The 26,577-nt window shown below is 71.9% G+C and carries 18 protein-coding genes; 9 read left to right on the top strand and 9 right to left on the bottom strand.

Translation table 11 applies throughout. The features are described 5' to 3' along the window. Positions 1–125: 125 nt before the first annotated feature. Positions 126–3,644, bottom strand: a complete 3,519-nt coding sequence (gene metH / locus ACFYM2_RS13165; RefSeq protein ID WP_388835948.1) for a methionine synthase — start codon at positions 3,642–3,644, stop codon at positions 126–128. A gap of 290 nt (positions 3,645–3,934) precedes the next feature. Here metH and ACFYM2_RS13160 point away from each other — a divergent pair, with 290 nt between their 5' ends. The 6 genes from ACFYM2_RS13160 to ACFYM2_RS13135 all read left to right on the top strand — a co-directional run bounded on the left by ACFYM2_RS13160 (position 3,935) and on the right by ACFYM2_RS13135 (position 12,022). Continuing rightward, a complete protein-coding gene (locus ACFYM2_RS13160) occupies positions 3,935–4,699 on the top strand; it encodes an IclR family transcriptional regulator (protein WP_350229453.1) in 765 nt (254 codons plus the stop codon). A 539-nt stretch (positions 4,700–5,238) separates the two neighbouring features. Then, the gene (locus ACFYM2_RS13155) at positions 5,239–6,027 is read left to right on the top strand and encodes an MIP/aquaporin family protein (RefSeq protein ID WP_359001086.1); all 789 of its coding nucleotides are present in this window, start codon (positions 5,239–5,241) and stop codon (positions 6,025–6,027) included. A 41-nt stretch (positions 6,028–6,068) separates the two neighbouring features. Then, positions 6,069–7,637: a glycerol kinase GlpK gene (gene glpK / locus ACFYM2_RS13150; RefSeq protein WP_359001089.1), complete on the top strand. Its 1,569-nt coding sequence runs from the start codon at positions 6,069–6,071 to the stop codon at positions 7,635–7,637. A gap of 5 nt (positions 7,638–7,642) precedes the next feature. After that, complete coding sequence (locus ACFYM2_RS13145; protein WP_359001092.1) at positions 7,643–9,280, top strand: glycerol-3-phosphate dehydrogenase/oxidase; 1,638 nt, start codon at positions 7,643–7,645, stop codon at positions 9,278–9,280. 208 nt (positions 9,281–9,488) lie between these two features. Continuing rightward, the gene (locus tag ACFYM2_RS13140; RefSeq protein ID WP_359001095.1) at positions 9,489–10,466 is read left to right on the top strand and encodes a PAC2 family protein; all 978 of its coding nucleotides are present in this window, start codon (positions 9,489–9,491) and stop codon (positions 10,464–10,466) included. Positions 10,467–10,615: 149 nt separating this feature from the next. Further along, complete coding sequence (locus ACFYM2_RS13135; RefSeq protein WP_388835945.1) at positions 10,616–12,022, top strand: NADP-dependent succinic semialdehyde dehydrogenase; 1,407 nt, start codon at positions 10,616–10,618, stop codon at positions 12,020–12,022. Positions 12,023–12,097: 75 nt separating this feature from the next. Here ACFYM2_RS13135 and ACFYM2_RS13130 read toward each other — a convergent pair whose 3' ends face one another. The 5 genes from ACFYM2_RS13130 to ACFYM2_RS13110 form a co-directional block, all read right to left on the bottom strand. Further along, positions 12,098–15,145 carry an NPCBM/NEW2 domain-containing protein gene (locus ACFYM2_RS13130; protein ID WP_388835942.1) on the bottom strand — a complete coding sequence of 1,016 codons (3,048 nt, stop codon included), beginning with the start codon at positions 15,143–15,145 and terminating at the stop codon, positions 12,098–12,100. 115 nt (positions 15,146–15,260) lie between these two features. Next, positions 15,261–16,490: a cysteine--1-D-myo-inosityl 2-amino-2-deoxy-alpha-D-glucopyranoside ligase gene (gene mshC / locus ACFYM2_RS13125; RefSeq protein WP_388835938.1), complete on the bottom strand. Its 1,230-nt coding sequence runs from the start codon at positions 16,488–16,490 to the stop codon at positions 15,261–15,263. A gap of 260 nt (positions 16,491–16,750) precedes the next feature. Next, a complete protein-coding gene (locus tag ACFYM2_RS13120; protein ID WP_388835935.1) occupies positions 16,751–17,572 on the bottom strand; it encodes an SCO1664 family protein in 822 nt (273 codons plus the stop codon). Next, on the bottom strand, positions 17,536–18,126 hold the full coding sequence (locus tag ACFYM2_RS13115; protein WP_388835932.1) for a DUF3090 domain-containing protein: 591 nt from the start codon (positions 18,124–18,126) through the stop codon (positions 17,536–17,538). The genes ACFYM2_RS13120 and ACFYM2_RS13115 overlap by 37 nt, the downstream gene beginning before the upstream one ends. Before the next feature lie 68 nt (positions 18,127–18,194). Next, complete coding sequence (locus tag ACFYM2_RS13110) at positions 18,195–18,881, bottom strand: histidine phosphatase family protein (protein WP_388835929.1); 687 nt, start codon at positions 18,879–18,881, stop codon at positions 18,195–18,197. A gap of 59 nt (positions 18,882–18,940) precedes the next feature. Here ACFYM2_RS13110 and corA point away from each other — a divergent pair, with 59 nt between their 5' ends. Beyond that, a complete protein-coding gene (corA, locus tag ACFYM2_RS13105; protein ID WP_388835927.1) occupies positions 18,941–19,936 on the top strand; it encodes a magnesium/cobalt transporter CorA in 996 nt (331 codons plus the stop codon). Between the two features lie 32 nt (positions 19,937–19,968). Here the strand turns inward: corA and ACFYM2_RS13100 are convergent, their stop codons facing one another. Together ACFYM2_RS13100 and ACFYM2_RS13095 are read right to left on the bottom strand one after the other, a co-directional pair. Beyond that, complete coding sequence (locus tag ACFYM2_RS13100) at positions 19,969–20,757, bottom strand: ferritin-like domain-containing protein (RefSeq protein ID WP_359001118.1); 789 nt, start codon at positions 20,755–20,757, stop codon at positions 19,969–19,971. A 218-nt stretch (positions 20,758–20,975) separates the two neighbouring features. Further along, positions 20,976–22,031 (bottom strand): LLM class F420-dependent oxidoreductase, encoded by a 1,056-nt coding sequence (locus ACFYM2_RS13095; protein ID WP_359001121.1) that lies wholly within the window; start codon positions 22,029–22,031, stop codon positions 20,976–20,978. A 169-nt stretch (positions 22,032–22,200) separates the two neighbouring features. On the opposite strand from ACFYM2_RS13095, the gene ACFYM2_RS13090 reads away from it, so the two are divergent. Both ACFYM2_RS13090 and ACFYM2_RS13085 read left to right on the top strand, forming a co-directional pair. Continuing rightward, on the top strand, positions 22,201–23,184 hold the full coding sequence (locus ACFYM2_RS13090; protein WP_388835924.1) for an aldo/keto reductase: 984 nt from the start codon (positions 22,201–22,203) through the stop codon (positions 23,182–23,184). 284 nt (positions 23,185–23,468) lie between these two features. Beyond that, the gene (locus ACFYM2_RS13085) at positions 23,469–25,772 is read left to right on the top strand and encodes a helix-hairpin-helix domain-containing protein (RefSeq protein ID WP_388836226.1); all 2,304 of its coding nucleotides are present in this window, start codon (positions 23,469–23,471) and stop codon (positions 25,770–25,772) included. Positions 25,773–25,851: 79 nt separating this feature from the next. Here the strand turns inward: ACFYM2_RS13085 and ACFYM2_RS13080 are convergent, their stop codons facing one another. Beyond that, on the bottom strand, positions 25,852–26,538 hold the full coding sequence (locus ACFYM2_RS13080) for a hypothetical protein (RefSeq protein ID WP_388458963.1): 687 nt from the start codon (positions 26,536–26,538) through the stop codon (positions 25,852–25,854). Positions 26,539–26,577 lie beyond the last annotated feature (39 nt).

The raw sequence follows: 26,577 nt of genomic DNA, 5'->3' as shown, positions 1-26,577 counted from the left end.
CACCTCCTGGGGGGACGAGAAGGCCGGCCGCTGCCCCCGGCGGGGACGAGCGGCCGGCCTTCTACTGGGCCGACCAGTGTACGTCGGTCCCGCTGAACGCGCGTTGAATTCGGTGCGGCGTCCGGTCAGCGGGCGTTGAAGTACTTCGCTTCGGGGTGGTGGATGACGATGGCGTCGGTGGACTGCTCGGGGTGGAGCTGGAACTCCTCGGAGAGGTGGACGCCGATGCGCTCGGGTTCGAGCAGTTCGGCGATCTTCGCCCGGTCCTCCAGGTCGGGGCAGGCGCCGTAGCCGAGCGAGAAGCGCGCGCCGCGGTACTTGAGCGCGAACATGTCCTCCACCTGCGAGGGGTCCTCGCCGGCGAAGCCGAGCTCGGAGCGGACCCGCGCGTGCCAGTACTCGGCCAGCGCCTCGGCCAGCTGCACCGACAGGCCGTGCAGCTCCAGGTAGTCGCGGTAGGAGTTGGACTCGAACAGCTCGGCCGTGGCCTCGCCGATCTTCGAGCCGACCGTGACGACCTGGAGCCCGACCACATCGGTCTCGCCGGACTCCTCGGGGCGGAAGAAGTCGGCCAGGCACAGCCGGCGGCCCCGGCGCTGGCGCGGGAAGGTGAAGCGGGTGCGCTCGGAGCCGTCCTCGTTGAGCAGGATCAGGTCGTCGCCCTTGGACACGCACGGGAAGTAGCCGTAGACGATGGCCGCTTCGAGCAGGTTGCGGGTGTGCAGCTGTTCCAGCAGGCCGCGCAGCCTGGGGCGGCCCTCGGTCTCGACCAGCTCCTCGTAGGTGGGGCCGCCCGCGCGGGCCTGCTTGAGGCCCCACTGGCCCTTGAACAGCGCGCCCTCGTCCAGCCAGGACGCGTACTCCTTGAGGCCGATGCCCTTGATGACGCGGGTGCCCCAGAACGGCGGGGTGGGCACCGGGTTGTCGGTGGACACGTCGGAGCGCACCGAGCCCTCGGGCGCGTCCTGCGCGGCCGGCTCCCCGTCGGTCCCGGGGCGCCTGGGGACGCGGCGCTGCTTCAGCTCGGGCAACACGGCGCCGGGCACGCCGCGCTTCACGCCGATCAGGGCGTCCATGAGCCGCAGGCCCTCGAAGGCGTCGCGGGCGTAGCGGACCTCGCCCTCGTAGATCTCGTGCAGGTCCTGTTCGACGTAGGCGCGGGTCAGCGCGGCGCCGCCGAGGATGACCGGGTAGTCGGCGGCCAGCTTGCGCTGGTTCAGCTCCTCCAGGTTCTCCTTCATGATCACCGTGGACTTGACCAGGAGGCCGGACATGCCGATCACGTCGGCCTTGTGCTCCTGCGCGGCCTCCAGGATCGTCGAGACCGGCTGCTTGATGCCGAGGTTGATCACGTTGTAGCCGTTGTTGGACAGGATGATGTCCACGAGGTTCTTGCCGATGTCGTGGACGTCTCCGCGCACGGTGGCGAGCACGATCGTGCCCTTGCCGTCCGCGTCGGACTTCTCCATGTGCGGCTCAAGATGGGCCACGGCCGACTTCATGACCTCGGCGGACTGGAGGACGAACGGCAGCTGCATCTGGCCGGAGCCGAACAGCTCACCGACCACCTTCATGCCCGCGAGCAGGGTGTTGTTCACGATGTCCAGGGCGGGCGCGGACTGAAGGGCCTCGTCGAGGTCGGCCTCGAGGCCGTTCTTCTCGCCGTCGATGATGCGGCGCTGCAAACGCTCGTCCAGCGGGAGCGCGGCCAGTTCCTCCGCCTTGCCCGCCTTCATCGACTTCATGTTGACGCCCTCGAAGAGCTCCATGAGCCTCTGCAAGGGGTCGTATCCCTCGGAGCGCCGGTCGTAGATCAGGTCGAGGGCGACCTTGACCTGCTCCTCCTCCAGGCGCGCGATGGGCAGGATCTTGGAGGCGTGCACGATGGCGGAGTCCAGGCCCGCCTTCACGCACTCGTCGAGGAAGACGGAGTTCAGCACGACCCGGGCGGCCGGGTTCAGGCCGAAGGAGATGTTGGACAGGCCGAGCGTGGTCCCCACGTCGGGGTGGCGGCGCTTGAGTTCGCGGATCGCCCCGATCGTGGCGATGCCGTCGCCGCGCGACTCCTCCTGGCCGGTGCAGATGGTGAAGGTGAGGGTGTCGATGAGGATGTCCGACTCGCGGATGCCCCAGGTGCCGGTCAGGTCGGCGATGAGGCGTTCGGCGATGGCGACCTTGTGCTCGACGGTACGGGCCTGGCCCTCCTCGTCGATGGTCAGGGCGATCAGCGCGGCGCCGTGCTCTGCGGCGAGGGCGGTGACCTTCGCGAACCGTGACTCCGGTCCGTCGCCGTCCTCGTAGTTGACGGAGTTGATGACGGCGCGCCCGCCCAGCTTCTCCAACCCGGCCTCAAGGACCGGGAGTTCGGTGGAGTCCAGGACGATGGGCAGGGTGGAGGCGGTGGCGAAGCGGCCGGCCAGTTCCTTCATGTCGGCCACGCCGTCGCGGCCCACGTAGTCGACGCACAGGTCGAGCATGTGGGCGCCCTCGCGGATCTGGTCGCGCGCCATCTCCACGCAGTCGTCCCAGCGCCCCTCCAGCATGGCCTCGCGGAACTTCTTCGAGCCGTTGGCGTTGGTCCGCTCGCCGATCGCCATGTACGCGGTGTCCTGGCGGAAGGGCACCGTCTGGTAGAGCGAGGCGGCGCCGGGCTCGGGGCGCGGGTCGCGGGCGGCGGGGCTGAGGCCGCGCACCCGCTCGACCACCTGGCGCAGGTGCTCGGGGGTCGTGCCGCAGCAGCCGCCCACCAGGGAGAGCGCGTAGTCGCGGACGAAGTTCTCCTGCGCGTCGGCCAGACCCTCGGGACCGAGCGGGAAGTGGGCGCCGTCCTTGGTCAGGACGGGCAGGCCCGCGTTCGGCATGCACAGCAGCGGGATGCGGGAGTGGCGGGTGAGGTAGCGCAGGTGCTCGCTCATCTCGGCGGGGCCGGTCGAGCAGTTCAGACCGATCATGTCGACGCCGAGCGGTTCGAGCGCGGTCAGCGCGGCGCCGATCTCGGAGCCCAGCAGCATGGTGCCGGTCGTCTCGAAGGCGAGCGAGACCACCAGCGGCAGGTCGGCCCCGGCCGCCTCCATGGCGCGGCGGGCGCCGAGGATGGCGGACTTGGTCTGGAGCAGGTCCTGGGTGGTCTCGACGATCAGGGCGTCGGCGCCGCCCGCGATCAGGCCCTCGGCGTTGGCCTGGAAGCCGTCGCGCAGCGTCCTGTAGTCGATGTGGCCGAGGGTCGGCAGCTTCGTACCGGGGCCGATGGAGCCGAGCACCCAGCGCTGCTGTCCGCTGGAGGCGGTGAACTCGTCGGCGACCTCGCGGGCGATGCGCGCGCCGGCCTGGGACAGCTCGAAGACCCGCTCGGGGATGTCGTACTCGCTCATCGCGGTGTGGTTGGCGCCGAAGGTGTTGGTCTCCACGCAGTCCACACCGGCCGCGAAGTACGCCTCGTGGACCGAGCGCACGATGTCGGGCCGGGTCACGTTCAGGACCTCGTTGCACCCTTCGAGGTCCTGGAAGTCCTCCAGGGTGGGGTCCTGCGCCTGCAACATGGTGCCCATCGCGCCGTCGGCGACCACCACCCGGGTGGCGAGCGCGTCGCGCAGGGCGTCGACGCGGGTCCGGCTGTCAGCGGAAGGGGACGGCAACGAGGCCATGGATGTACTCCCTGGAGTGCGACGGCTGTCGGCTTTGCGCCGTCCAGTGGGAGGGCGCACGTCGTCAGCCTAACCGGGCGGCCCCGGGCGGCGCGCGGGTGTATCAGGGGGCGGACGCCGGGCGAGGGAACAGGCCAGGCTGTCCGGAAGCAGTGCGCGGGGTTCCCATTACGGTGACATGAGGTCGGCAACGCCCGATACTGTTCAGCATTGTCGAATCAGTCGATTTCAGAGCCGGCCGCTCCTGCGGCGAGCACCGGCTCGGCAGTGCCCGAAAGGGAGGGAGCGCGATGGCGCGCAACATCCAGTCGCTCGAACGGGCGGCCGCCATGCTGCGGCTGCTCGCCGGGGGCGAGCGGCGGCTCGGCCTTTCGGAGGTCGCCTCCACGCTCGGCCTTGCGAAGGGTACCGCGCACGGAATTCTGCGGACGTTGCAGGCCGAGGGCTTCGTGGAGCAGGACCCCGCGTCGGGCCGCTACCAGCTGGGGGCGGAGCTGCTGCGCCTGGGAAACAGCTATCTGGACGTCCACGAGCTGCGGGCGCGCGCCCTGGTGTGGACGGACGATCTGGCCCGCTCCAGCGGCGAGAGCGTGTACGTGGGGGTGCTCCACCAGCAGGGCGTGCTGATCATGCACCACGTCTTCCGTCCCGACGACAGCCGCCAGGTCCTGGAGGTGGGCGCCATGCAGCCGCTGCACTCGACGGCGCTGGGCAAGGTGCTTTCGGCGTACGACCCGGTGGCGCACGGCGAAGCGGTGGACCACACCCTTGAGGCGTTCACGCCCCGCACGGTCACCGGCGCCGACGCCTTCGAGCAGGTGCTCGGCGTGACCCGCGCGCGCGGCTGGGGCTCGGACGTCGAGGAGACCTGGGAGGGCGTGGCCTCGGTGGCCGCCCCCATCCACGACCGGCGCAGGATGCCGGTCGGAGCGGTGGGCGTCACGGGCGCGGTCGAGCGGGTCTGCAAGGAAGGCGAGGTGCGCCCGGACCTCGTGGCGGCGGTACGGGACTGCGCCCGGGCCGTCTCGCGCGACCTGGGCGCCGGGCGCTTCTAGAACCCGAAGCCCGGGAATCCCGTGGCTCGCGGCGCCCCGGGCGCTTCCTGAACCGGACACTTCCTGGGGCGGGCACTTCCTCGGCCGGGCACTTGCCGGGCCGGGCACTTGCCGGGCCGGGCTCCCCTGGCCGGGCGCTTGCCGACCAGGGCTCCCCGGCCAGGCCCCCGACCAGCCGGACCAGACCCCGGCCTGGCCCGGGCGGCCGACGGGCCCGCGTGGCGCCGCCCCCACGCACCCGCCCCATACCACCGCATGATCTTGGTCGCGCGGCCGGGGCCGCATGCGCGGATGTTTGGCGGTTCGTACCACCTGGTAACGATCAGGGATCCCTGCTCGCGGAAACCTTGACGTCCCGTTGAGCCGGGGGAAAACTGCCGTTCAACGGTCGGCATTGTCGAACACCTACCGGCAATACGAGTTAGAGTGTGACAACGCCATGGGCCGGCAGCCCTCAGCCATGAGGGCGCGGAGCACCGGATGAAACCGGCGCTTCGCCTGTTGGGGTTTCCCCTGGACGAAGGACAAAGGAGTCGCGGGTGTCCAGCCACGACATCTTCATCGGCGAGACCATCGGTACCGCCGTACTCATCCTGCTCGGCGGCGGCGTGTGCGCCGCCGTCACCCTGAAGCGCTCGAAGGCAATGAACGCGGGCTGGCTCGCGATCACCTTCGGATGGGGCTTCGCGGTACTGACCGGCGCCTACATCTCCGCCCCCCTCTCGGGCGCCCACCTCAACCCCGCCGTGACCCTGGGTCTGGCGATAGAGGGCGGCACCAAGTGGAGCGATGTCCCCGTGTACCTCGGCGGACAGATCCTCGGCGCCATGCTCGGCGCGGTCCTCGTGTGGCTGGCGTACTACGGCCAGTTCCACGCCCACCTCACCGACCCCGAGATCGTGGGGGACGGCGTGGGTGACGGCAAGGCCGTCGAGGCCCGCGAAAGCGCGGCCGGTCCGGTGCTCGGCGTCTTCTCCACCGGACCCGAGATCCGTAACGTGGTCCAGAACGTGGTCACCGAGGTCATCGCCACCGTGGTCCTGGTCCTCGCGATCCTTACCCAGGGCCTCAACGGCGACGGCAAGGGTCTCGGCGTCATCGGTGTCCTGATCACGGCGCTCGTCGTCGTCGGCATCGGCCTCTCACTGGGCGGCCCCACCGGCTACGCCATCAACCCGGTCCGCGACCTCGGTCCCCGCATCGTGCACTCCCTGATCCCGCTGCCCAACAAGGGCGGCTCGGACTGGAGCTACGCGTGGATCCCGGTCGTCGGACCGCTGATCGGCGGCGCCATCGCCGGCGGTATCTACAACATCGCCTTCGCCTGACGAGACACGTCGAGAAACCCTTCGGACTTTCAGGAGCACCCATGAGCGACAACCACTCCAGCGGCACTTCCTCCCACGGGCACGGCACTTCCTCCCACGGCCACGGCCCGTTCATCGCCGCCATCGACCAAGGCACCACATCCAGCCGCTGCATCGTCTTCGACAAGGACGGCCGAATCGTCTCGGTCGACCAGAAGGAGCACGAGCAGATCTTCCCCAAGCCCGGCTGGGTCGAGCACGACGCCACCGAGATCTGGACCAACGTCCAGGAAGTCGTGGCCGGCGCGCTCGACAAGGCGGACATCACCGCCGCCGACGTCAAGGCGATCGGCATCACCAACCAGCGTGAGACCACGCTGCTGTGGGACAAGAACACCGGCGAGCCCGTGCACAACGCGCTGGTCTGGCAGGACACCCGCACCGACGCCCTGTGCCGCGAGCTCGGCCGCAACGTCGGCCAGGACCGCTTCCGCCGCCAGACCGGCCTGCCGCTCGCCTCGTACTTCGCGGGCCCCAAGGTGCGCTGGCTGCTCGACAACGTCGAGGGGCTGCGCGAGCGCGCCGAGCGCGGCGACATCCTCTTCGGCACCATGGACTCCTGGATCATCTGGAACCTGACCGGTGGCCCCGACGGCGGTGTGCACGTCACGGACGTCACCAACGCCTCGCGCACCCTCCTGATGAACCTGCACGAGATGGCGTGGGACGAGAAGATCCTCGCCTCCATGAACATCCCGGCGGCCGTGCTGCCCGAGATCCGCTCCTCCGCCGAGGTGTACGGAAACGCCAAGGGCGGCATCCTCGAAGGCGTCCCGGTCGCCTCCGCGCTCGGCGACCAGCAGGCGGCCCTGTTCGGCCAGACCTGTTTCTCCGAGGGCGAAGCCAAGTCCACCTACGGCACCGGCACCTTCATGCTGATGAACACCGGTGACAAGCCGGTGAACTCCTACAACGGGCTGCTCACCACCGTCGGCTACCAGATCGGCGACCAGAAGCCCGTCTACGCGCTCGAAGGCTCGATCGCCGTCACCGGCTCGCTCGTCCAGTGGATGCGCGACCAGATGGGCATGATCAAGACCGCCGCCGAGATCGAGACGCTGGCCTCCTCCGTCGAGGACAACGGCGGCGCCTACTTCGTGCCCGCCTTCTCCGGCCTCTTCGCCCCGTACTGGCGCCCCGACGCCCGCGGTGTGATCGCCGGCCTCACCCGGTACGTCACCAAGGCGCACATCGCGCGCGCCGTCCTTGAGGCCACCGCCTGGCAGACCCGCGAGATCAGCGACGCCATGACGAAGGACTCGGGCGTCGAGCTGACCGCGCTGAAGGTCGACGGCGGCATGACCTCCAACAACTTGCTGATGCAGAACCTCTCGGACTTCCTGGACGCGCCGGTGGTGCGTCCGATGGTCGCCGAGACGACCTGCCTCGGCGCCGCCTACGCCGCCGGCCTCGCCGTCGGCTTCTGGCCGGACACCGACGCGCTGCGCGCCAACTGGCGCCGGGCGGCGGAATGGACCCCTCGCATGGACGCCGACAGGCGTGAGAGCGAGTACAAGAGCTGGCTCAAGGCCGTAGAGCGGACCATGGGCTGGATCGAGGACGAGGAGTAATCGACATGACCACCCTGCAGAGCGTCCCTGCCGTCGGGACGCACCCGGCGCCCGGCTCCCCCCTGTCTTCCTTCAAGGCAGTGAGCCGCGCCGAGACCCGGGAGCAGTTGTCCAAGGCGACGTACGACCTCCTGGTCATCGGCGGCGGCATCCTGGGCATCTCCACCGCCTGGCACGCCGCGCAGGCCGGTCTGCGGGTGGCCCTGGTGGACGCCGGCGACTTCGCCGGCGCCACCTCCTCCGCCTCCTCCAAGCTGCTCCACGGCGGTCTGCGCTACCTCCAGACCGGCGCGGTGAAGCTGGTGGCGGAGAACCACTTCGAGCGGCGTGCGGTGTCCCGTCAGGTGGCCCCGCACCTCGCCAACCCGCTCACCTTCTACCTGCCCGTGTACAAGGGCGGCCCGCACGGCGCCGCCAAGCTGGGCGCGGGCGTGTTCGCCTACTCGGCGCTGTCCGCCTTCGGCGACGGCGTCGGCCACCTGCTGTCCCCCGCGAAGGCCTCGGCGGACGTGCCGGAGCTGCGGACCGACAACCTGAAGGCCGTGGCCGTCTACGGCGACGACCAGATGAACGACGCCCGCATGGCGCTGATGACGGTGCGCGCCGCCGTCGAGGCCGGCGCGGTCGTCCTCAACCACGCCGAGGTCACCGGGTTGCGCTTCACCAAGGGCCGGGTCACGGGCGCCGAGCTCAAGGACCGCCTGGACGGCGAGGAGTTCGGCGTCGACGCGCGCCTCGTCCTCAACGCCACCGGCCCCTGGGTCGACCACCTGCGCAAGATGGAGGACCCGGCATCGGCTCCCTCCATACGCCTGTCCAAGGGCGCGCACCTGGTCCTCAAGCGCACGTCCCCCTGGAAGGCCGCGCTGGCGACCCCGATCGACAAGTACCGCATCACCTTCGCCCTCCCCTGGGAGGACATGCTCCTGCTCGGCACCACCGACGAGGAGTTCGAGGGCGACCCGGCGGATGTGGGCGTCACCGAGGCCGACACCGCGCAGATCCTGGACGAGGCCGCGTTCTCCATCCGGGACCAGCAGCTGTCCCGTGACCTGATCACGTACTCCTTCGCGGGGCTTCGGGTGCTGCCGGGCGGTCCCGGTGACACCTCCAAGGCCAAGCGCGAGACGGTCGTCACCGAGGGGCGCGGCGGCATGCTGTCGGTGGCCGGCGGCAAGTGGACCACGTTCCGCCACATCGGCCGTACCGTGATGAAGAAGCTGGAGCAGCTGCCGGGCCACCCGCTCGGCACCTACGCCGAGGGGTCCGTGCCCATCTCGCAGCTCCCCGGCAAGATGCCGCTGCCCGGCATCGCCAACCCGCGCGCCGTCGCCCACCGCCTGATGGTGGACGGCCCGGCGCCCGGCCCGCGCATGGCGGCCGACACCGCCCAGCACCTGGCCACGCACTACGGTTCGCTCTCCTTCGACATCGCGCGCCTGGCGAGCGAGGACGCGGCGCTCGCCGAACGCATCCACCCCGACGCCCCCGAGATCTGGGCCCAGGTCGTCTACGCCCGTGACCACGAGTGGGCCGAGACGGCCGACGACGTGCTGCGCCGCCGTACGACCCTGACGATCCGGGGTCTGGCCACGGACGAGATCCGCGGCAAGGTCGACGACCTGCTGGGCAAGAAGAACTGACGATACGTCAGCTCTGACGCGAGGGGCGGTTCCCACCGGGAGCCGCCCCTTCGCCGCGCCCGGGCCGCGCCGCCCGGGCCCCTGGCCGTCACCCCCGCGCCGCCGCGTCACTCCCACCGGCACGGGGCCGTGCACAGGGGCTGCGGCGGGGTAGGTCTGAAGCCGTAAGGTTGGGACGTACGCAAGGAACTTCTGAGGGAGGCACTGGGTGATCGAGCTGGAGGGCGTTCCCGAGCTGGTCGACCCGGTCATGATCGCCGCGTTCGAGGGCTGGAACGACGCGGGCGACGCCGCATCCTCCGCGATCGCGCACCTGGACGCGGTGTGGAAGGGCGAGGTCTTCGCCGCGCTGGACGCGGAGGACTACTACGACTTCCAGGTCAACCGGCCCACCGTGTGGCTGGACGGCGGGGTCCGCAAGATCACGTGGCCCACCACCCGGCTCTCCGTCGTCCGGGTCGGCGGCGACAAGCCGCGCGATCTGGTGCTGGTGCGCGGCATCGAACCGTCGATGCGGTGGCGCTCGTTCTGCAACGAGATCCTGGGGTTCGCCCACGAGCTGGGCGTCGAGATGGTGGTGGTCCTCGGCGCGCTGCTCGGTGACACCCCGCACACCCGGCCCGTGCCGGTCAGCGGCGTGACCAGCGACCCGGACCTGGCGCGGACCATGGATCTGGAGGAGACGCGGTACGAGGGCCCCACGGGCATCGTCGGCATCCTCCAGGAGGCGTGCACCCACGCGGGCGTCCCCGCGGTCAGTCTGTGGGCCGCGGTGCCGCACTACGTCTCGCAGCCGCCGAATCCGAAGGCGACGCTCGCGCTGCTCAACCGCCTCGAAGACCTCATCGACCTCAGGATCCCGCTCGGCGAGCTCGCCGAGGACGCCCGCGCCTGGCAGCTGGGCGTCGACCAACTGGCCGCCGAGGACAGCGAGGTGGCGGAGTACGTGCAGACGCTGGAGGAGGCGCGGGACACCGCGGACCTGCCCGAGGCGTCCGGTGAGGCCATCGCCCGGGAATTCGAGCGCTACCTCAGGCGGCGCGACGGCGGCCCCGGCCAGGGCACGGCGGGCGGGCCCGCCACCGAGGCCGACGGGTCCTATCTGCGCGACACCTCCAGTGGGCGCACCCGGCCGCCCAAGCCGCCCAAGGTGGACGACCCGGGCGAGGACACCCCCGATGAGTGAGCGCCCGGGCGCATAGCCGCCTCCACCCGGGGCACGGGTCGGCCGTACGGGCCGCACAGGAGCCCGCCGCGGCCACCGTCCCGCGTTGCGGCCCCCGCGATCGCGCGGGAAGGTCGAAGGACCCGTGCCCTCAGGAGGTGTCGTACGTCATGGCCATCGCCACGGTGAACCCGGCTACCGGTGAAACGCTCAAGAGCTTCGGCGTCATGGGGGCTGAGGAGGTGGAGCGGCGGCTGGCCACGGCCGAGACCGCCTTCGGCTCCTACCGCACGACGGGCTTTCAGGAGCGGGCCCGGCTCGTGCTGCGGGCCGCCGACCTCCTGGACGCCGACCGGGACGACATCGCGCGCACCATGACCCTGGAGATGGGCAAGCCGGTCGTGGCGGCCCGGGCGGAGGCCGCGAAGTGCGCGAAGGCGCTGCGCTGGTACGCCGAGCACGCGCCGGCCCTGCTCGCCGACGAGGAGCCGGACCAGGACGACATCCGCGACTCCGGCGCCGAGCGGGCCCGGGTCGTGTACCGGCCGCTCGGTGTGGTCCTCGCGGTGATGCCGTGGAACTTCCCGCTGTGGCAGGTCGTGCGGTTCGCCGCGCCCGCGCTGATGGCGGGCAACGTGGCGCTGCTCAAGCACGCGTCGAACGTGCCCCAGACCGCCCTGTACCTGGAGGACCTGTTCCGCAGGGCGGGCTTTCCCGACGGCTGCTTCCAGACGCTCCTGATCGGCTCCGACGGCGTCGAGAAGGTCCTGCGCGACCGGCGGGTGGCGGCGGCGACCCTGACCGGCAGCGAGCCCGCAGGCCGCTCGGTCGCGGCGATCTGCGGCGACGAGATCAAGAAGACCGTGCTCGAACTCGGCGGCAGCGACCCCTATCTGGTGCTCCCCTCCGCCGATGTGGGGCGGGCCGCGCGGACCGCGGTGACCGCCCGCACGCAGAACAACGGGCAGTCCTGCATCGCGGCCAAACGCTTCATCGTGCACACGGACGTCTACGACGCCTTCGCCGAGCGGTTCACCGCCGGGATGCGGGCGTTGAACGTCGGCGACCCACTCAAGGAGGACACCGACATCGGGCCCTTGGCCAGCGAGCGGGGCCGCGATGACCTGGAGGAACTGGTCGAGGACGCCGTGCGCAAGGGCGCGGTCGCGCTGTGCGGCGGCGGCCGGCCCGATGGGATGGACCGGGGCTGGTTCTACCGGCCGACGATCCTGGCCGACATCACCGTCGACATGCGCATCCACCGCGAGGAGACCTTCGGCCCGGTCGCCACGCTGTACCGGGTGCGGGACCTGGACGAGGCGGTGGCGCTCGCCAATGACACGCCGTTCGGCCTGAGTTCCAATGTCTGGACGCGTGAGGCGGGCGACATCGAGCGCTGTGTGCGCGACCTCCAGGCCGGCGGGGTCTTCTTCAACGGGATGACCGCGTCGCACCCCGCCTTCCCCTTCGGCGGCGTGAAGCGGTCCGGCTACGGCCGGGAGCTCTCCGGGCACGGCATCCGCGAGTTCTGCAATGTGACGACGGTGTGGCACGGGGCCGAGCCCTCGGATTCCTGACAGCGAGAGCGGCGGGACGGCGAGGCGGCGGGCGGGTGTCGCTCCGTCCGCCGCCCGCCGCCCCGCGAGCACCCCCTAGGCGCAGCTGAACTTCGCGCCGGCCCAGTCCCCGTGGTCACCGGACTTGGAGTTGTTGGTGTCGGTGATCTTCAGATGGACGTGCCGGGCCCCGCCGAGCGGCACGTTCACCGCCACCGTCGCCGAGGCGCCGGTCACCTTCGGCGAGGTCCACAGCACCTTGCCGTCCGCCTCGACGGAGAAGGCCACTTCCCCGTAGCCGTTGATCTCGTCGTCGATGCCCACGTCGGCGGTGAAGGCCGTGCACCGGCCGCCGGTGTAGACCTCGATGTCGGAGTCGGCGTGGCCGCCGATGCCCTTGGCGTACGTGGTGCCCGCGAGCGTGAGGGGGTGTCCGTCGGCCGCCCCGGACTCGCCGTTGGAGCGGTCGCGCTCCGGGGGCCCGTATCCGTTGACCGAGGTCAGCCAGGCCATGTCACTGGCCCAGGTGTCGCCCGATGGCGGCGCGGGCATCACCGAGACGGCGATCCTCTGCTGCGAACTGCCGCTGGCGTAGGCGGAGTTGGCGGTCAGGGTGACCTCGCCCGGCCCCGCGTCCTTGGCGGGGGTGACGCCCACCTCGACGCGCCGGGTGGTGCCGGCCGGTACGCGGTCCAGGGCGGGCGCCGGGGTCACGGTCCAGCCGGCCGGCGCGGAGAGGGAGACCCGCACACCGGTGGCGTCCTTCGCGCCGGCCGTGACGTCCACGGCCACCTTCCCGGCCGCGCCCGCGCCGAGCTCCTGCCCGGTGGGCGCGGCAAGGGTGACCGCGGCGCCCGGAACCTTGCCGCCCACGGCGCTGGTCCCCTTCAGTTCGACGTCGAACGCCTTGTCCGTGCGCAGGGTCGCGGTCTTCACCAGGACCACCCCGCCCCGGTCGCTCGCGTCGTAGAACCATCCGGTGCCCGCCCGGTCGTACGCGGCCTTCGAGCCGAGCCGGGCGAGGGCGCGGCCCTGGATCTCCACCTTGGCGGGGGCACTGGCGGTGTGCACGGTGAACTGGTAGGGGCGCGCGGTCTGCTGTCCCGCGAACCGGCCCTTGGCGGCGCCGACTTGGACCCGCACGTCACCGGCGCCGCGCTGGGGCGCCGTGACGTCGACGCGCTGGGTGGTGAAGGCGCCGGCGCGGTTCGCGCGGGTCACGCCGTCGTCCTCGTACAGCTGGAAGGACGATCGGCCCTGGGGGTAGATGTCCCAGGCGAGCGGTGAGGTGGCGGTGCGGTCCTGGTAGGAGCGGATGCCGGGCCACATCGGGACGGCGGCGCCCGCCTTCACGAACAGCGGCAGCGTGTCGAGCGGCGCGCTGTAGCCGTCGAGAGTGGCCGGGCCCTGATAGGTGCGCCCGCTCCAGTAGTCGATCCAGGTGCCCTTGGGCAGGTAGATGCCGTCGCGTACGGCCGTGTCCTGGTAGACCGGCGCGACCAGGAAGTCCTCGCCGGACAGGAACTCGTACTTGGCGGCGTCGGTCGCCGCCTTCGGGTCGTCGGGGTATTCGAGCGCGAGCGGCCGCACCGGTCCGACGCCGGTCTTCGTCGCGTCGTGGGCGTAGGAGTACATGTAGGGCAGCAGCGACTCCTTGAGCTTGAGGTAGTCGCGGTTGATGGAGGTGTAGGGCTCCCCGTACTGGTAGGGCTGCTTGTCGCTCGCCGCCCAGCCGTCCATGGTCATCACGGCGGGCAGGAACGCCTTCCACTCCAGGTCGCGGGTGTAGGTCTTGGGGCTCCCGCCGAAGATGCCGTCGATGTCGCCGCTGGTGTAGGCGAGCCCGGACATGCCGGCGCCGGCGTACGTCGGGATCTGCCAGCGGATGTAGTCCCAGCTGCCCGACTGGTCGCCGGACCACTGCACGCCGCAGCGCTGCGCGCCCGACCAGCTCTCGGGCGCCCAGGTAAAGCCGCGGGCGTCGCTGTTGGCCTCGATGCCCCGGTAGGCGTCCTTGCAGCCGTCGAGCGCGTGCTTGTACCCGTCGCCGACCCAGGCCACGTCCAGTTTCGCGACCCGCTGGCCGGCCTTGACCTGGTCGGCGAGCTTGTCGAGGCCGTCCTCGGTCCACAGGCCCATGTGCATCGCGTCCTTCTGGAGACCCGCGCCGGTCTCGGGAAGGTTCTCGTAACCGCAGCCGTAGCCGTCGTTGACCAGCATCCAGCCGTTGGGCATGTCATGGGTCTTGTACGCGTCGGCGACCTTGAGCGCGTCGAGGGTGTGGCGCTCGCCCCGGTTGGCGTTGTGGAGATAGCAGTCGGAGTCGCCCGGCTCGAGCCCGTAGACCGGCGGCATGAACGGCTTCCCGGTCAACTGGGTGTAGGCGCCGATGACGTGCTTGGGGTCGCCGGCGAAGTAGTAGGCGTCGAAGCGCTGTTCCTTGGCGCTCGCGGTGACCGGCTCACCGAAGGCGTACGTGTTGGGGGCGTAGGTGTTGCGGAAGACGCCGTAGCCGGCCGTCGAGAGGTAGAACGGCACGGAGTTGGGGTGGCCGCCGTCGTTCCAGTTGTCGTCGACGCCGACCTCGACGGTCCGGTCGCGGTGGGAGGTGTTGCCGCGCCCGTTCTGCATGCCGCCGCCGTAGAACTGCTCGGTGGCGCCACGGGCGAGGGTCTGGGTGGTGGTGTCCTTGGTCCAGCTGAGCGGTTTCGACTCGGCCCACAGCCGGGTGCCGTCCGCCTTGTCCAGGGCGAAGCGCAGCGGGGACTTGAAGGCGCGCAGGGTGACCTGGTCGGTGCTCAGTTCGTAGCGGTCGCCCTTGTCCTTCCAGCGGGCGGCCGGCGGCTTGCCCTGCGGCAGGACGATGTCGGAGCCCGTCGGGTCGGTGAAGGCGCCGTCCGGGGCGAGCTGGATGCGGAAGGTGTCGGCGGCGACGAAGCTGACGCGGGCCTCGGCCGTGCCCGCGCGCAGCGTGAACACTGCGCCGGGGGAGGCCCGGAAGCCGGTCACGTCGCCGACGGAGGTTTCGCTCGCCGCGCCGGCGGACGGGTCGGCCTGGGCGCTGCCGGGTCCGGCGAACGCCGCGAGCAGACCGAGCACGGCCGCACCCACGAGCATCACTCTCGTGCGTATTGGTGATTGCATAGAGCGTGTTTAGCGCACAAACGAGCATGGGGCCATGGGGCGGACCCAGCAAAAAAGAAAACCGCCCCCGGACTCACGAGGAGTCCAAGGGCGGTTCCGGGCCTGCGTGTTGGCGTTACAGAGCGACGCCGAGCAGGGCGTCCACGGTGCGGGACACCAGGCCGGGGGCGGACTCGTCCGTGCCGCCCGCCGCGTTCTGGGCCTCGGCCCAGCGGTCGACCGCGGCGAGCGCGGCCGGCGCGTCCAGGTCGTTGGCGAGGGCGTCGCGCACCTCTTCGACCAGCGCGTCGGCGGACGGCCCGTCGGGCCGCGACACGGCGGCGCGCCAGCGGCCAAGGCGGTCCACGGCGTCCTGGAGGACCTGGTCGGTCCACTCCCAGTCGGCCCGGTAGTGGTGGGCGAGCAGCGAGAGCCTGATGGCGGCCGGGTCCACACCGTCGCGGCGCAGCCGCGAGACGAAGACCAGATTGCCCTTGGACTTGGACATCTTCTCGCCGTCCAGGGCGACCATGCCCGCGTGCACGTACGCCTGGGCGAAGGGGTGCTCGCCGGTGAGCGCCTGGGCGTGCGAGGCGCCCATCTCGTGGTGCGGGAAGATCAGGTCTGAGCCGCCGCCCTGGACGTCGAAGCCCATGCCGAGGTGGTCGAGGGCGATGGCGACGCACTCGATGTGCCAGCCGGGGCGGCCCCGGCCGAGCGAGGCGCCGTCCCAGCTCGGCTCGCCCTCGCGGGCGGCCATCCACAGCATCGGGTCGAGCGGGTTCTTCTTGCCGGGCCGCTCGGGGTCGCCGCCGCGCTCGGCGGACAGGGCGCGCATGAACTCGGCGTCGTAGTGCGAGACTTCGCCGAAGTGCGGGTCGCTCTCGACGGAGAAGTAGATGTCCCCTTCGAGTTCGTACGCCGCGCCCGCGTCCCGCAGCCGTTCGACGAGCGGGACGATGCCGGGTATGGCCTCGACCGCGCCGATGTAGTGCTTCGGGGGGAGCAGGCGCAGGGCGGTCATGTCCTCGCGGAACAGCGCGGTCTCGCCCTCGGCGAGCTCCACCCAGTCCTTGCCGTCGCGGATGGCTCGCTCAAGGAGGGGATCGTCCACGTCTGTCACGTTCTGGACATAGTGAACCTGCCGCTTGGTGTCGAGCCACACGCGCTGCACGAGGTCGAACGCGTTGTAGGTCGCCGCGTGACCCATGTGGGTCGCGTCGTACGGGGTGATCCCGCAGACGTAGATACGGGCGACGGGACCGGGGTCGAGGGAGACCAGACCGCCGGTCGCGGTGTCGTGGATCCGGAGGTCGCGGCCCTTGCCGGGCAGGGCGGGGACCTCAGAAGCGGGCCAGGCATGCATGCCTTGAGCGTAACCGGACGCACGTTCCGGATACGAACCGGATCCCGCTCTTGGCCGAATCCGCCACCTTGCCATCCAATCCGGCCCCCTGCTAAGAGCCGGTCAGTCTGGATGGTCCATGCGGGCCTGCACCGGTCCTGCCAGGGGCGCGGGGAACTGCGCGAGAAGCGATCACGGCCCGCACCCGAAGCAGTCACCCCCGGCGGGTTTCGGGAAGGGGCGGGGTGGGGGAAAGCCCGCCGGGCAAGGCCCGCGAGGGGTCAGACCGGGGGCCAGGGGATGGCGGGCCACTCGCCCGAAGGGGCGGGGTGCAGGCCGGTGGACAGGAGGGCCGCCACCCGCGCCCGGACCGCGTCCAGCTCCACCTCCGTGATCAGCGAAGCAAGCCGCACCGCAAGCACCCCCCGGGGTCGAAGGGCCTCGGCCAGGCCCTTCAAGGCGCCCACCGCCTCCGAGGTGAGCGGCTCCCCCGCCCACCCCCACAGCAACGTCCGCAACTTGTCGTCCACGTTGAACGTGACCCCGTGATCGATCCCGTAGAGCCGCCCGCCGGGCGCGGGCAGCAGATGCCCGCCCTTGCGGTCCCCGTTGTTGATCACCGCGTCGAGCACCGCGAGCCGCCGCAACCGCTCGTCGTCCGCGTGCACGAGCAGCGCGGTCCGTCCCTCGCCCACTTCCGCGAGCGCGACCGCCTTCCAGCCCTCGGCCGGCTCCTCGTCCTCCACGAGCGCGAGCAGCCCCGAGTCGCCCTCCACCGGCTCGATCCACAGCTGGACCATGCCCTCGCCGTAGGGCCCCTCACGCAGCACGGTGGGCGGCACCAGGTCCCAGCCGGTCGCCCGCGACACCTCGTACGCCGCGACTTCGCGCTGCGCGAGCGTGCCGTCGGGAAAGTCCCACAGCGGCCGCTCCCCCGCGACGGGCTTGTAGACGCAATGCGCGCTCTCGTCCCCGTACGCCACCGAGCAGTACAGGACGGCGTTGGAGGCCTCCCGGATCCGGCCGAGGACGGTCAGCTCGCCCCGGGCAAGGAGCTCGGCAGAGGTCATGCTCCGCGGCGGTATCCGTTCTGGCGCGGGCATACGTGTCCTTCCGGGTCGAGCGGCAGGCTGCACAGCGGGCACGGCGGCCGCCCCGCGTTGACCACGTCCAGGGCCCGCTTGGCGAAGGCCCTGGCCTGGGCGCCGGTCAGGCGCACCCGCAGCATCGGCGGGCCGTTCTCCTCGTCCTGGAGCATCCGCTCCTCGGCCTCGGCCAGGTCGTCCTCGGTCTCGGCGTCGAGCTCGACCAGGGCCTGCGCCTCGATGATCATGCGCTGCTCGTCGCCGTCCCAGGCCAGCGCCATGGTGCCGACCCGGAACTCCTCCTCGACCGGCGAGTCGAGCGGCGCGCTGTCGGTGACGTCGGGCGGGGCGACGGCGGGCACGGGCGCGTTTCCGCCGGTCCTGCGCACGACCTCGTCAAGCAGCTCGTCGATCCGCTCGGCCAACGCGGCGACCTGGGTCTTCTCCAGCGCCACACTGATGGTGCGGCCGCCGGCCGACGCCTGGAGGAAGAACGTACGGCGCCCGGGGAGCCCGACCGTGCCGGCCACGAAACGGTCCGGCGGGTCGTAGAAGAACACCTGACGGGACACGTTCTGGTCTCCCTAGTTCGGAGTTGGAGCAGCGGTTTTCGGCGCGTCCACCCTACTGCGCCGAGCGATCACGGTGCTCCCGCACCGCCACCGACCTCCGCCTGATCCTGCGTGGGGGCCTCGCGCGGCAGCAGCGAGGCGAGGTCGCCGGTGTCTCCCAGGCGCAGGAGATAGGGCCGCAGGCGGGTGTAGCGGATCACGGTCAGGGAACACGGTTCAACCGAGATCCGCTGAAAGAGGTCCAGATGCATGCCGAGGGCGTCCGCCACGACGGACTTGATGATGTCGCCGTGCGAACACATGACATAAGTGGCGTCGGGGCCGTGCTCGGTCTCGATGCGCGTGTTCCAGTCCCGTACGGCTTCGACGGCCCTGGCCTGCATCGCGCGCATCGACTCGCCGCCGGGGAAGGCCGCGTTGGAGGGGTGCTGCTGCACGACCTCCATCAGCGGATCGGCGGAGAGTTCGGCGAGTTTGCCGCCCGACCAGTCGCCGTAGTGGCACTCCCCGATCAGGTCCTCGGGGTGCAGCGGCAGTCCCGGGCGGGCGTCGAGGAGCGGGCGCACCGTCTCGCGGCAGCGCTGCAAGGGGCTGGTGACGACGGCGGCGAGCGGCACCCCGGCGAGCCGGGCGGGCAGGGCGGCGGCCTGGGCGGCGCCCCGCTCGTCGAGGGCGACACCCGGCGTCCAGCCGGCCAGCACCCCCGCCGTGTTGGCGGTGGAACGTCCGTGACGTACGAGGATCAGCGTGGCCATGGGCGTCAGCCTAGGCGGCCGGTGTCCCGCGGGTGCGGGCGGCTCCCGTTCACGGGAGAATGCCCGCGATGATCGTCGACTGCGCCATCTACCGCCAGGGCCGCCGGACCGAGGGCCCCGAGGACTTCTCGGACGCCCTCGCGCAGGCGCGCGCCACCGGCGACAGTTTCCTCTGGGTGGGACTGCATGAGCCGACCGAGGAGGAGTTCGACCGGGTCAGCACCGAGTTCGGGCTGCACGCGCTGGCCGTCGAGGATGCCTTGAAGGCCCATCAGCGGCCCAAACTGGACGTCTATGACGGCTCGCTGTTCATGGTCCTCAAGCCCGTCGTGTACGAGCCCGAGAGCGACACCGTGTCCACCGGGGAACTGATGCTGTTCGTCGGCGACGGCTTCGTGGTGACCGTCCGGCACGGGGAGGGCGCGCCGCTCAAGGCGGTGCGCCACCGCCTGGAGGCCGAGCCGGAGCTGTTGCGGCACGGACCGACGACCGTCCTGTACGCGGTGAGCGACGCCGTGGTCGACCACTACACCGAGGTGGCGGCCGAGCTCCAGACCGACCTGGAGGAGCTGGAGGCGCGAATCTTCTCGCCGAGCGGCGGCGACGACACGAAGAACACCGCGTCGCGGATCTACACCTTCAAGCGCCAGCTCCAGGAGTTCCGCCGGGCGACGGGCCCCCTGGCGCAGCCGGTGCAGCGGCTCGCAAGCGCGGGCGTGCCGTTCGTGAACGCCGCCTCGCAGCCGTTCTTCCGCGACGTGGACGACCACCTGGTGCGGGCCAACGAGGCGGTGGAGGGCCTTGACCGGCTGCTCTCGGACATCCTCTCGGCCCACCTCGCGCAGGTGAGCGTCCGCCAGAACGACGACATGCGCAAGATCTCGGCGTGGGCGGCGATGGCGGCGGTCCCCACCATGCTGGCCGGTGTCTACGGCATGAACTTCGACCACATGCCGGAGCTGCACTGGAGGTGGAGCTACCCGGCGCTGATCGCGTTGATGGTGGTCCTGGAACTCGGCCTGTACCGCCTGTTCAAGCGGCGCGGCTGGCTGTAGCCGGGCGGCGGGCCCTGCCCCCGGCGCTCCCGTCAGGCGAAGCCGGGCGCGGGCAGGGCCGGGCCGCCCAGCGCGTCGCGCCGCTGCGGCATGGCGAGGGTGACCATCCGGCGCCACCCCGCGAGCCGTTCATAGGCGTACACGGCGTGGATCGCGGCCCTCAGGAGCGCCGCCTTGGCGCCGGACCAGCCCAGGATGCGGCCCATGTGGGCCATGACGGCGAGGCTCACGTCGCGGTAGACGCGGATCTCGGCGAGGGCGCACGCCCGCAGCGCCCGGTGGATCGCGGGGCCGTGCCCGGCCCGGGCCAGGCGCAGCAACTCCTCGTGGCAGTACGCGAGATGGTTGTCCTCGTCCTCGGCGATCATCCGCACCGCGCGCCCGATGTCGGGGTGGTCGCCGAAGTGCCTGCGCAGCAGCCGCATCTGTTCGCCGGCGCGCTGCTCGGTGACGCGGCTGTGCGCGAGGTAGACCACGACGTCCCGCTCGGTGAGCGGTTCCTCGCGCCGGAGCTGGTCGTGGCCGAGGCCGATCCCGCGCCGCTCCAGCAGCCTCGTGTAGTCGGTGTCGCCGGGTACGTCGACGGGCTTGAGGCCGCGTCTTTTCAGGAGGGCGTGGAAGATCCGGCCGTGCTTGTCCTCGTCGGCGCCGTGCCGGGCCGCCTTGGGGGCCAGGTCGCGGCACTTGTCGGGCAGGAGGGCGGCGATCCGGCCGTTCTCCCAGCCACCCTGCGCCTCGCCGCTGGCCGCGATGGAGCAGAACAGCCGGAACGACTCGTCGTGGTCGAGGATTTCCTGGAACAGGCTCTTGGCCGAGAGCATCGTTGCCGTACCTCCGGGTGCGCGCAGGACTCTGCGCAACCGAGTCAAATGCGGCATACCCGCGGCGGCAACAGGGGTCGCGCCACGCTGGGCCGAACGAAGGAATGTGCGGTGCCCCCCGCACCGTAACCGCGCGGGCGGCCCGGGCGTTGATAGGCGTGACGGCCGTGGCGGGGAAGACCCCCGAGCCCCCACCACGGCCGCGGCACACCTCCCCCTTACGCCAGGCCCGCGCGCTCCAGCGCCTCGGTGCCCGCGCGCAGCGAGGCAAGCCGCTCGTCGAGCGTGAAGCCGGCGGGGGCCAGGGTGAGGGTGGTGACACCGGCGGCGGCGTAGGCCCCCATCCGGTCGGCGATGCGCTCCACCGAGCCGAGCAGCGTGGTCGAGTCGATGAGCTGCTGGGGCACCGCGGCGCCCGCGCCCGCCTTGTCGCCGGAGAGGTACTTGTCCTGGATCTCGGCGGCTTCCTTCTCGTATCCCATGCGCTGGGCGAGCTGGTTGTAGAAGTTCTGCTTGCGGCTGCCCATGCCGCCGACGTACAGCGCGGTGTAGGGGCGGAACATGTCGGCGAGCGCAGGGACGTCCGCGTCGGCGCCGAGCGCGATCGGCAGCGTGGGGCAGACGTCGAAGCCCTCCATGCTCAGACCGGCCTTCTCGCGGCCCGCGCGCAGATGCGAGATCGCGGTGGCCTCGATGTGCTCGGCGGCCGGGAAGATCAGCAGGGCGCCGTCGGCGATCTCACCGGTCTGTTCCAGGTTCTTCGGGCCGATCGCGGCGATGTAGAGCGGGATGTGCTCGCGCTCGGGGTGCACGGTCAGCTTGATGGGCTTGCCCGGGCCGCCGGGCAGCGGCAGCGTCCAGTGCTCGCCCTCGTAGGAAAGACGCTCGCGCGTCATCGCCTTGCGGACGATCTCGACGTACTCGCGGGTGCGCGCCAGCGGCTTGTCGAACTTGACGCCGTACCAGCCCTCGGAGACCTGCGGTCCCGAGACGCCGAGGCCGAGGCGGAAGCGGCCGCCGGACAGCGAGTCGAGGGTGGCGGCCGTCATCGCGGTCATCGCGGGCTGGCGGGCCGGGATCTGGAGGATCGCCGAGCCGACGTCGATGCGCTCGGTCTGGGCGGCGACCCAGGCGAGCACGGTGGGCGCGTCCGAACCGTAGGCTTCGGCCGCCCAGCAGACGTCGTAGCCGAGCCTGTCCGCCTCCTTGGCCACGGCGAGGTTGTCGCCGTCCATTCCCGCGCCCCAGTAGCCGAGGTTGATGCCGAGCCGCATGGCCGATCCCCTTACTCGTCAGGACGCGTCCGTGCGCGTCCGCTCCCGCGTCTTACTCATGAGTAACGTTCCTGTGCCGGGGACTCTAGCGCGCGCCGCCGTGATGCGGCAGGGCCGAGTTGTCCACAGGCTCTCTCCCCGCAGGCCCTTGGCCAGTAATCTCGCGCCCATGGAGCAGAGGCATCTCGGCCGCACGGGCCTGCGCGTATCCCGGATCGGGCTCGGCACCCTGACCTGGGGCCGGGACGTCGGCGAGCAGGACGCCGCCGAACTCCTGAAGGGGTTCTGGGAAGCGGGCGGCACACTGATCGACACGGCCGACGTGTACGGCGGTGGGGACGCGGAGTATCTGCTCGGGCGGCTGATGGAGCGTCTGGTGCCGCGCGGGGACCTGGTCCTTGCGACCAAGGCGGGCAGCGTGCCCGACCCCGACCGCCGGTTCGACGGTTCGCGCGGCCACCTCCTGCGCGCGCTGGACGCCTCGCTCGAACGGCTCGGCACCGACCATGTGGACCTGTGGCAGGTGCACGCCTTCGACTGCGAGACCCCGCTGGACGAAACCCTCCAGGCGCTGGACATCGCGGTCGCCAGCGGGCGGGCGCGCTATGCGGGCATCTCCAACTTCAGCGGCTGGCAGCTCGCCAAGGCCGCGACCTGGCAGCTCGCCGCGCCCGGCACCCGGACCCGCCTTGCGAGCACCCAGATGGAGTACTCACTGCTCCAGCGCGGGGTGGAGCGCGAGGTGCTGCCCGCCGCGCTCGACCTGGGCGTGGGCCTGCTGCCCTCGTCGCCGCTGGGGCGGGGCGTCCTGACGGGCAAGTACCGGCACGGCACGCCGGCGGACTCGCGGGGCGCGTCGGAGGGTCTTTCAGCGTTCGTCGCGCCCTACCTGGACGACGCGGCGAGCCGGATCGTGGACGCGGTCGCGATAGCCGCGGACGGTCTGGCCACGACACCCCTTCAGGTGGCGCTGGCATGGGTGAGGGACCGGCCGGGAGTGGTGGCGCCGATCGTCGGCGCGCGTACGGCACACCAGCTCGCGGCGGCGTTGTCAGTGGAGACCCTTAGTCTTCCTGACGAGATCTGCCAGGCGCTCGACGATGTGTCGGCGCCCGTGCACCGCTATCCCGATCAGGACTGGAGCACGCTGTGACTGCGCTTCCCCAGGGCTCGGCCCCTGGATCCACGGCCGACGAACCCGCCGAGACGGAGGTGGCCCGAGTCGCGACCGCGAACGGCCCCGCCGGGCCGGTGGCGGAGGGTACGCCGGAGGCGGTCGAGGTGGGGGTGGCGGAGGTCGCGGCGGCGCGGGCGGAGGCGGCTGACGGGGGCGCGGGTCAGGGTGACGGTGATGGGCCCACGGGAGCGGTCGGCGCGGACTTGGCCCGGGCCTCGGAGTCCGGCGACGACGCGACTGGAACCCCGGAGGCCGATGCGCTGGCCGGCACGGCCGGGGGGCCGGATGCGGACGCCGACGCCGACGCGGTTGCCGGCCCGGATTCGGACGCCACTGCCGACGCGGCCGTGGTGCCGGAGGCCGACACCGGCGCGGCCGGGGGGTTGGAGGCTGACGCGGCCCGGGGCTCCGAGACCGATGCCGGCGCCAACGCCGACGCGGCCGGGGAGCCGGAGGCCGACGCGGGTCAAGACGCGCCCGGGGATGCGGAGACCGACGGTGCCAGCTCCGACGCATCCGGAAAACCGGAAGCCGGGGCTGACGCCGACGGGACCGGGGTTTCTGAGGCGGCCGCCGAACTCGCCGCGCAGCGGGAGTTGCGGGCCAGGATCGAGCGGCGCAAGGCCGAGAAGGAGGCGCCGATCCCGGCCGGCACCAAGCTGAGCGGGCAGGCGGCCGACCTGCTCGCGGCGGTGCGGGCCGTGGAGAAGGGCGAGAAGTCGGGCGCCGCGTTCTTCGCCGGCCCCCCGCCCGCACCCCGCAGGCCCGCCCCCGGCCCCGCCCAGGACGCCGCCGCAGCCCGCCCCCGCGCGCCCGAACCGGCGCAGCCGCCCGCCACATCGGCCGAGGCCCTGGCCGCCGTACGGGCCGTGCTGACCCGGGGCGGCGCGCCCGAGGCGCTGGCCGCGCAGGTCACCGGCGTCCTCGGTGAGCAGGCGGCCGAACGCCTGGGCGCCGACCCCTGGCAGCTCCTCGCGGTGCCCGGGGTACGCCCCGAGCAGGCCGACGGCTTCGCGCGGGCGCTGCTCGGCGAGGCGTGCCGGCCCGACGACGAGCGCAGGTCGGCCGCGCTGGTGGGCTGGATCTTGGAACAGGCCGCCGCGCGCGGGCACACCGCGCTGCTCGCGGACGACGTGCGCAAGGCCCTGGCCGCCCGGTCCGTGCCCGACCCGGACGAGGCGGTGCAGCAGGCCGTCGCCGAGGGCGTGGTGCTGGTCTTCCAGGACGGCCTCCCGGACCGGCCCGGCCTGGAAGAGGGCGCGGACGACGTACAGAACGAGGCGGCGCCGCAGACCGAGGACGGCGAACCGGCTGAGCCGGTCGAGGTGTTGCTCGGGCTCGACCGGTACGCGCTGGCCGAGGAGAGCCTGGCCGACGGCCTAGCCCGGCTGCTCAACGCACCGGTGCGGGACGACGGTTCGGTGTGGCCCGACGCCGGGGAGCTGGTCCGCGCGGTCGCGGGCAGCGGCCTGGTCGCCCACACCGGCGGCGAGGCGGCGCGCGCCGAGTCGGCCTCGGTGGTGACGGCCGCGGCCGCCGCCGGACTGCGGGCCGCCGGCGCGGCGCACACCGCGGACGGACAGCGCCGCCTGGCCCAACTGACGGGCCCGCTGGCCGCGTTCACCGTCGCGGGCCTGCTGTCCGCCGACGGCCCGGGGCGGGACGCGGAGGGCGCGCTCGCCCTGGACGTCCTGGTGGTGCAGGACGCGACACAGCTGGACGTGGAGACCGCGGCGATGCTCGTGGAATCGCTGCCCGACGGCTGCCGGCTCGTCCTGAGCGGCGACCCGGGCGTGCTCCGCCCGGCGGGCGCCGGCCTGGTCTTCCAGGATGTGCTGACCGCCCGGATCTGCCCGGTGGTGGCCTCCCGCGTCCCCGACCCGGGCCCGGTCGGCGAGCTGGTCTCCGGCATCGGCATCGGCGAGCTCAACCAGGTCGAGGCCCCCGGCAAGGAGGTCGTGATCGTCCCCGTGCGGGACGCGGGCGAGGCCGTGCACCGCTCGGTGCAGCTCCTGGCCGATTCCATCCCCCGGGCGATCGGCATCCCGGCCGAGCAGACCCAGGTGGTGACGGTCGGCCACGGCGGCTCGGCGGGAACGCGCGCGCTGAACGCGGCCCTGAAGCAGCGCCTCAACCCCGGCCCCGGCCGCTTCGGCGGCTTCGACCCGGGCGACCGGGTGGCGTACGCGGAGGTCGTGGGCCGTACGGTGACGGGCACGGTCGTCGGGGCGGACGCGGAGGGCCTGCGGCTCGACTGCGCCGGCACGTCCGTCCTCGTACCGAAGGAGCGCGTCGAGTCCGCGCTGCGGCACGGATGGGCGCTCACCGCGCACCAGGCGGCCGGGATGCGCTGGCCCGCGGTGGTCGTGGTGCTGCCGGGTGACGCGGCGCAGGGGCTCAACCGCGCCTGGGTCTATACGGCGTTCGGCCGGGCGGAGCGGCATCTGTCCGTGGTCCACGGCGTCGACCAGGCTCTGCCCCGCGCGGTCGCGGAGGTCCTGCCGCCGCCGCGCACGACCCGGCTCGCGCCGCTGCTGCGGGGTCTTCTGAAGACCGGGGAGTAGCCGGGCGGCGCCCCACGCACACGGCCAGGGCCGCGCACCCCCGGCGGGGTGCGCGGCCCTGGCCGTGGTGAACGGGGGGTCAGGGTGCGGGCCGCAGATCGTCCTCGTCGTCGAGGTCGTCCTCCAGCTCCTCCTCGTCGAAGACGGCGCTCACGTCGAAGCGGCACACCACGCGCTGGGGGTCGGCGTGATCGAACGGCGTGCTCAGCCACTCCCCCGGCTCGGGCAGCTCGTCGACGGCCGACACCCACAGCGTGGAATCGCCCTCCTCCAGGCCGAACTCCTTGTGCCGCGAGGCGATTTCGTCCGGTTCGTACTCGCCGAAGAGCACCCCGAGCGCGGCATGGACGCTGCTGCCGACCACCGGCAGAGTGTGCTCGGCCACGCCGGCGTCGTCGGCGTCGTCCACGCCGGGATCGAGATCGGTGATCCGCTGGGCCTGGGCGAGCAGCCGCTGGGGCTCGGCCACGGCGTAGTCGCGCCGGATGAGGACGCTGAGGGCGTGCGGTTCTTCCGGGCCCGCGTAGGGCGGCAGGGAGTCGTCGGCGCCGGGGATCTCGAAGGGGGTCACCTCGTCGTAGCGGTCGTAGAGCCGTTCGTCGTACGCCTCGGCTGCCGCCGCGAGCGCGTTGAAGGCCTCGTACACGTCCGGATCGTCGTCCCCCGTGCGGCGTTCCACCGCATCGAGGTGACGGTCCAGCGCGGCTTTGACCGCCTCGGCGGCGGCACGTACCTCGGCAGCGGTGGGCTGCGCAGCATCAGACATAGTGCAGACGCTATCCGTACCGGGCCTCTGCCCGCACAA

This window comes from Streptomyces sp. NPDC006711 (assembly GCF_042869775.1).
In the GTDB taxonomy this organism is placed as follows: domain Bacteria; phylum Actinomycetota; class Actinomycetes; order Streptomycetales; family Streptomycetaceae; genus Streptomyces.
Note: the sequence above shows the minus strand (reverse complement) of the source record. Positions and strands in the feature narration are given on the sequence as shown.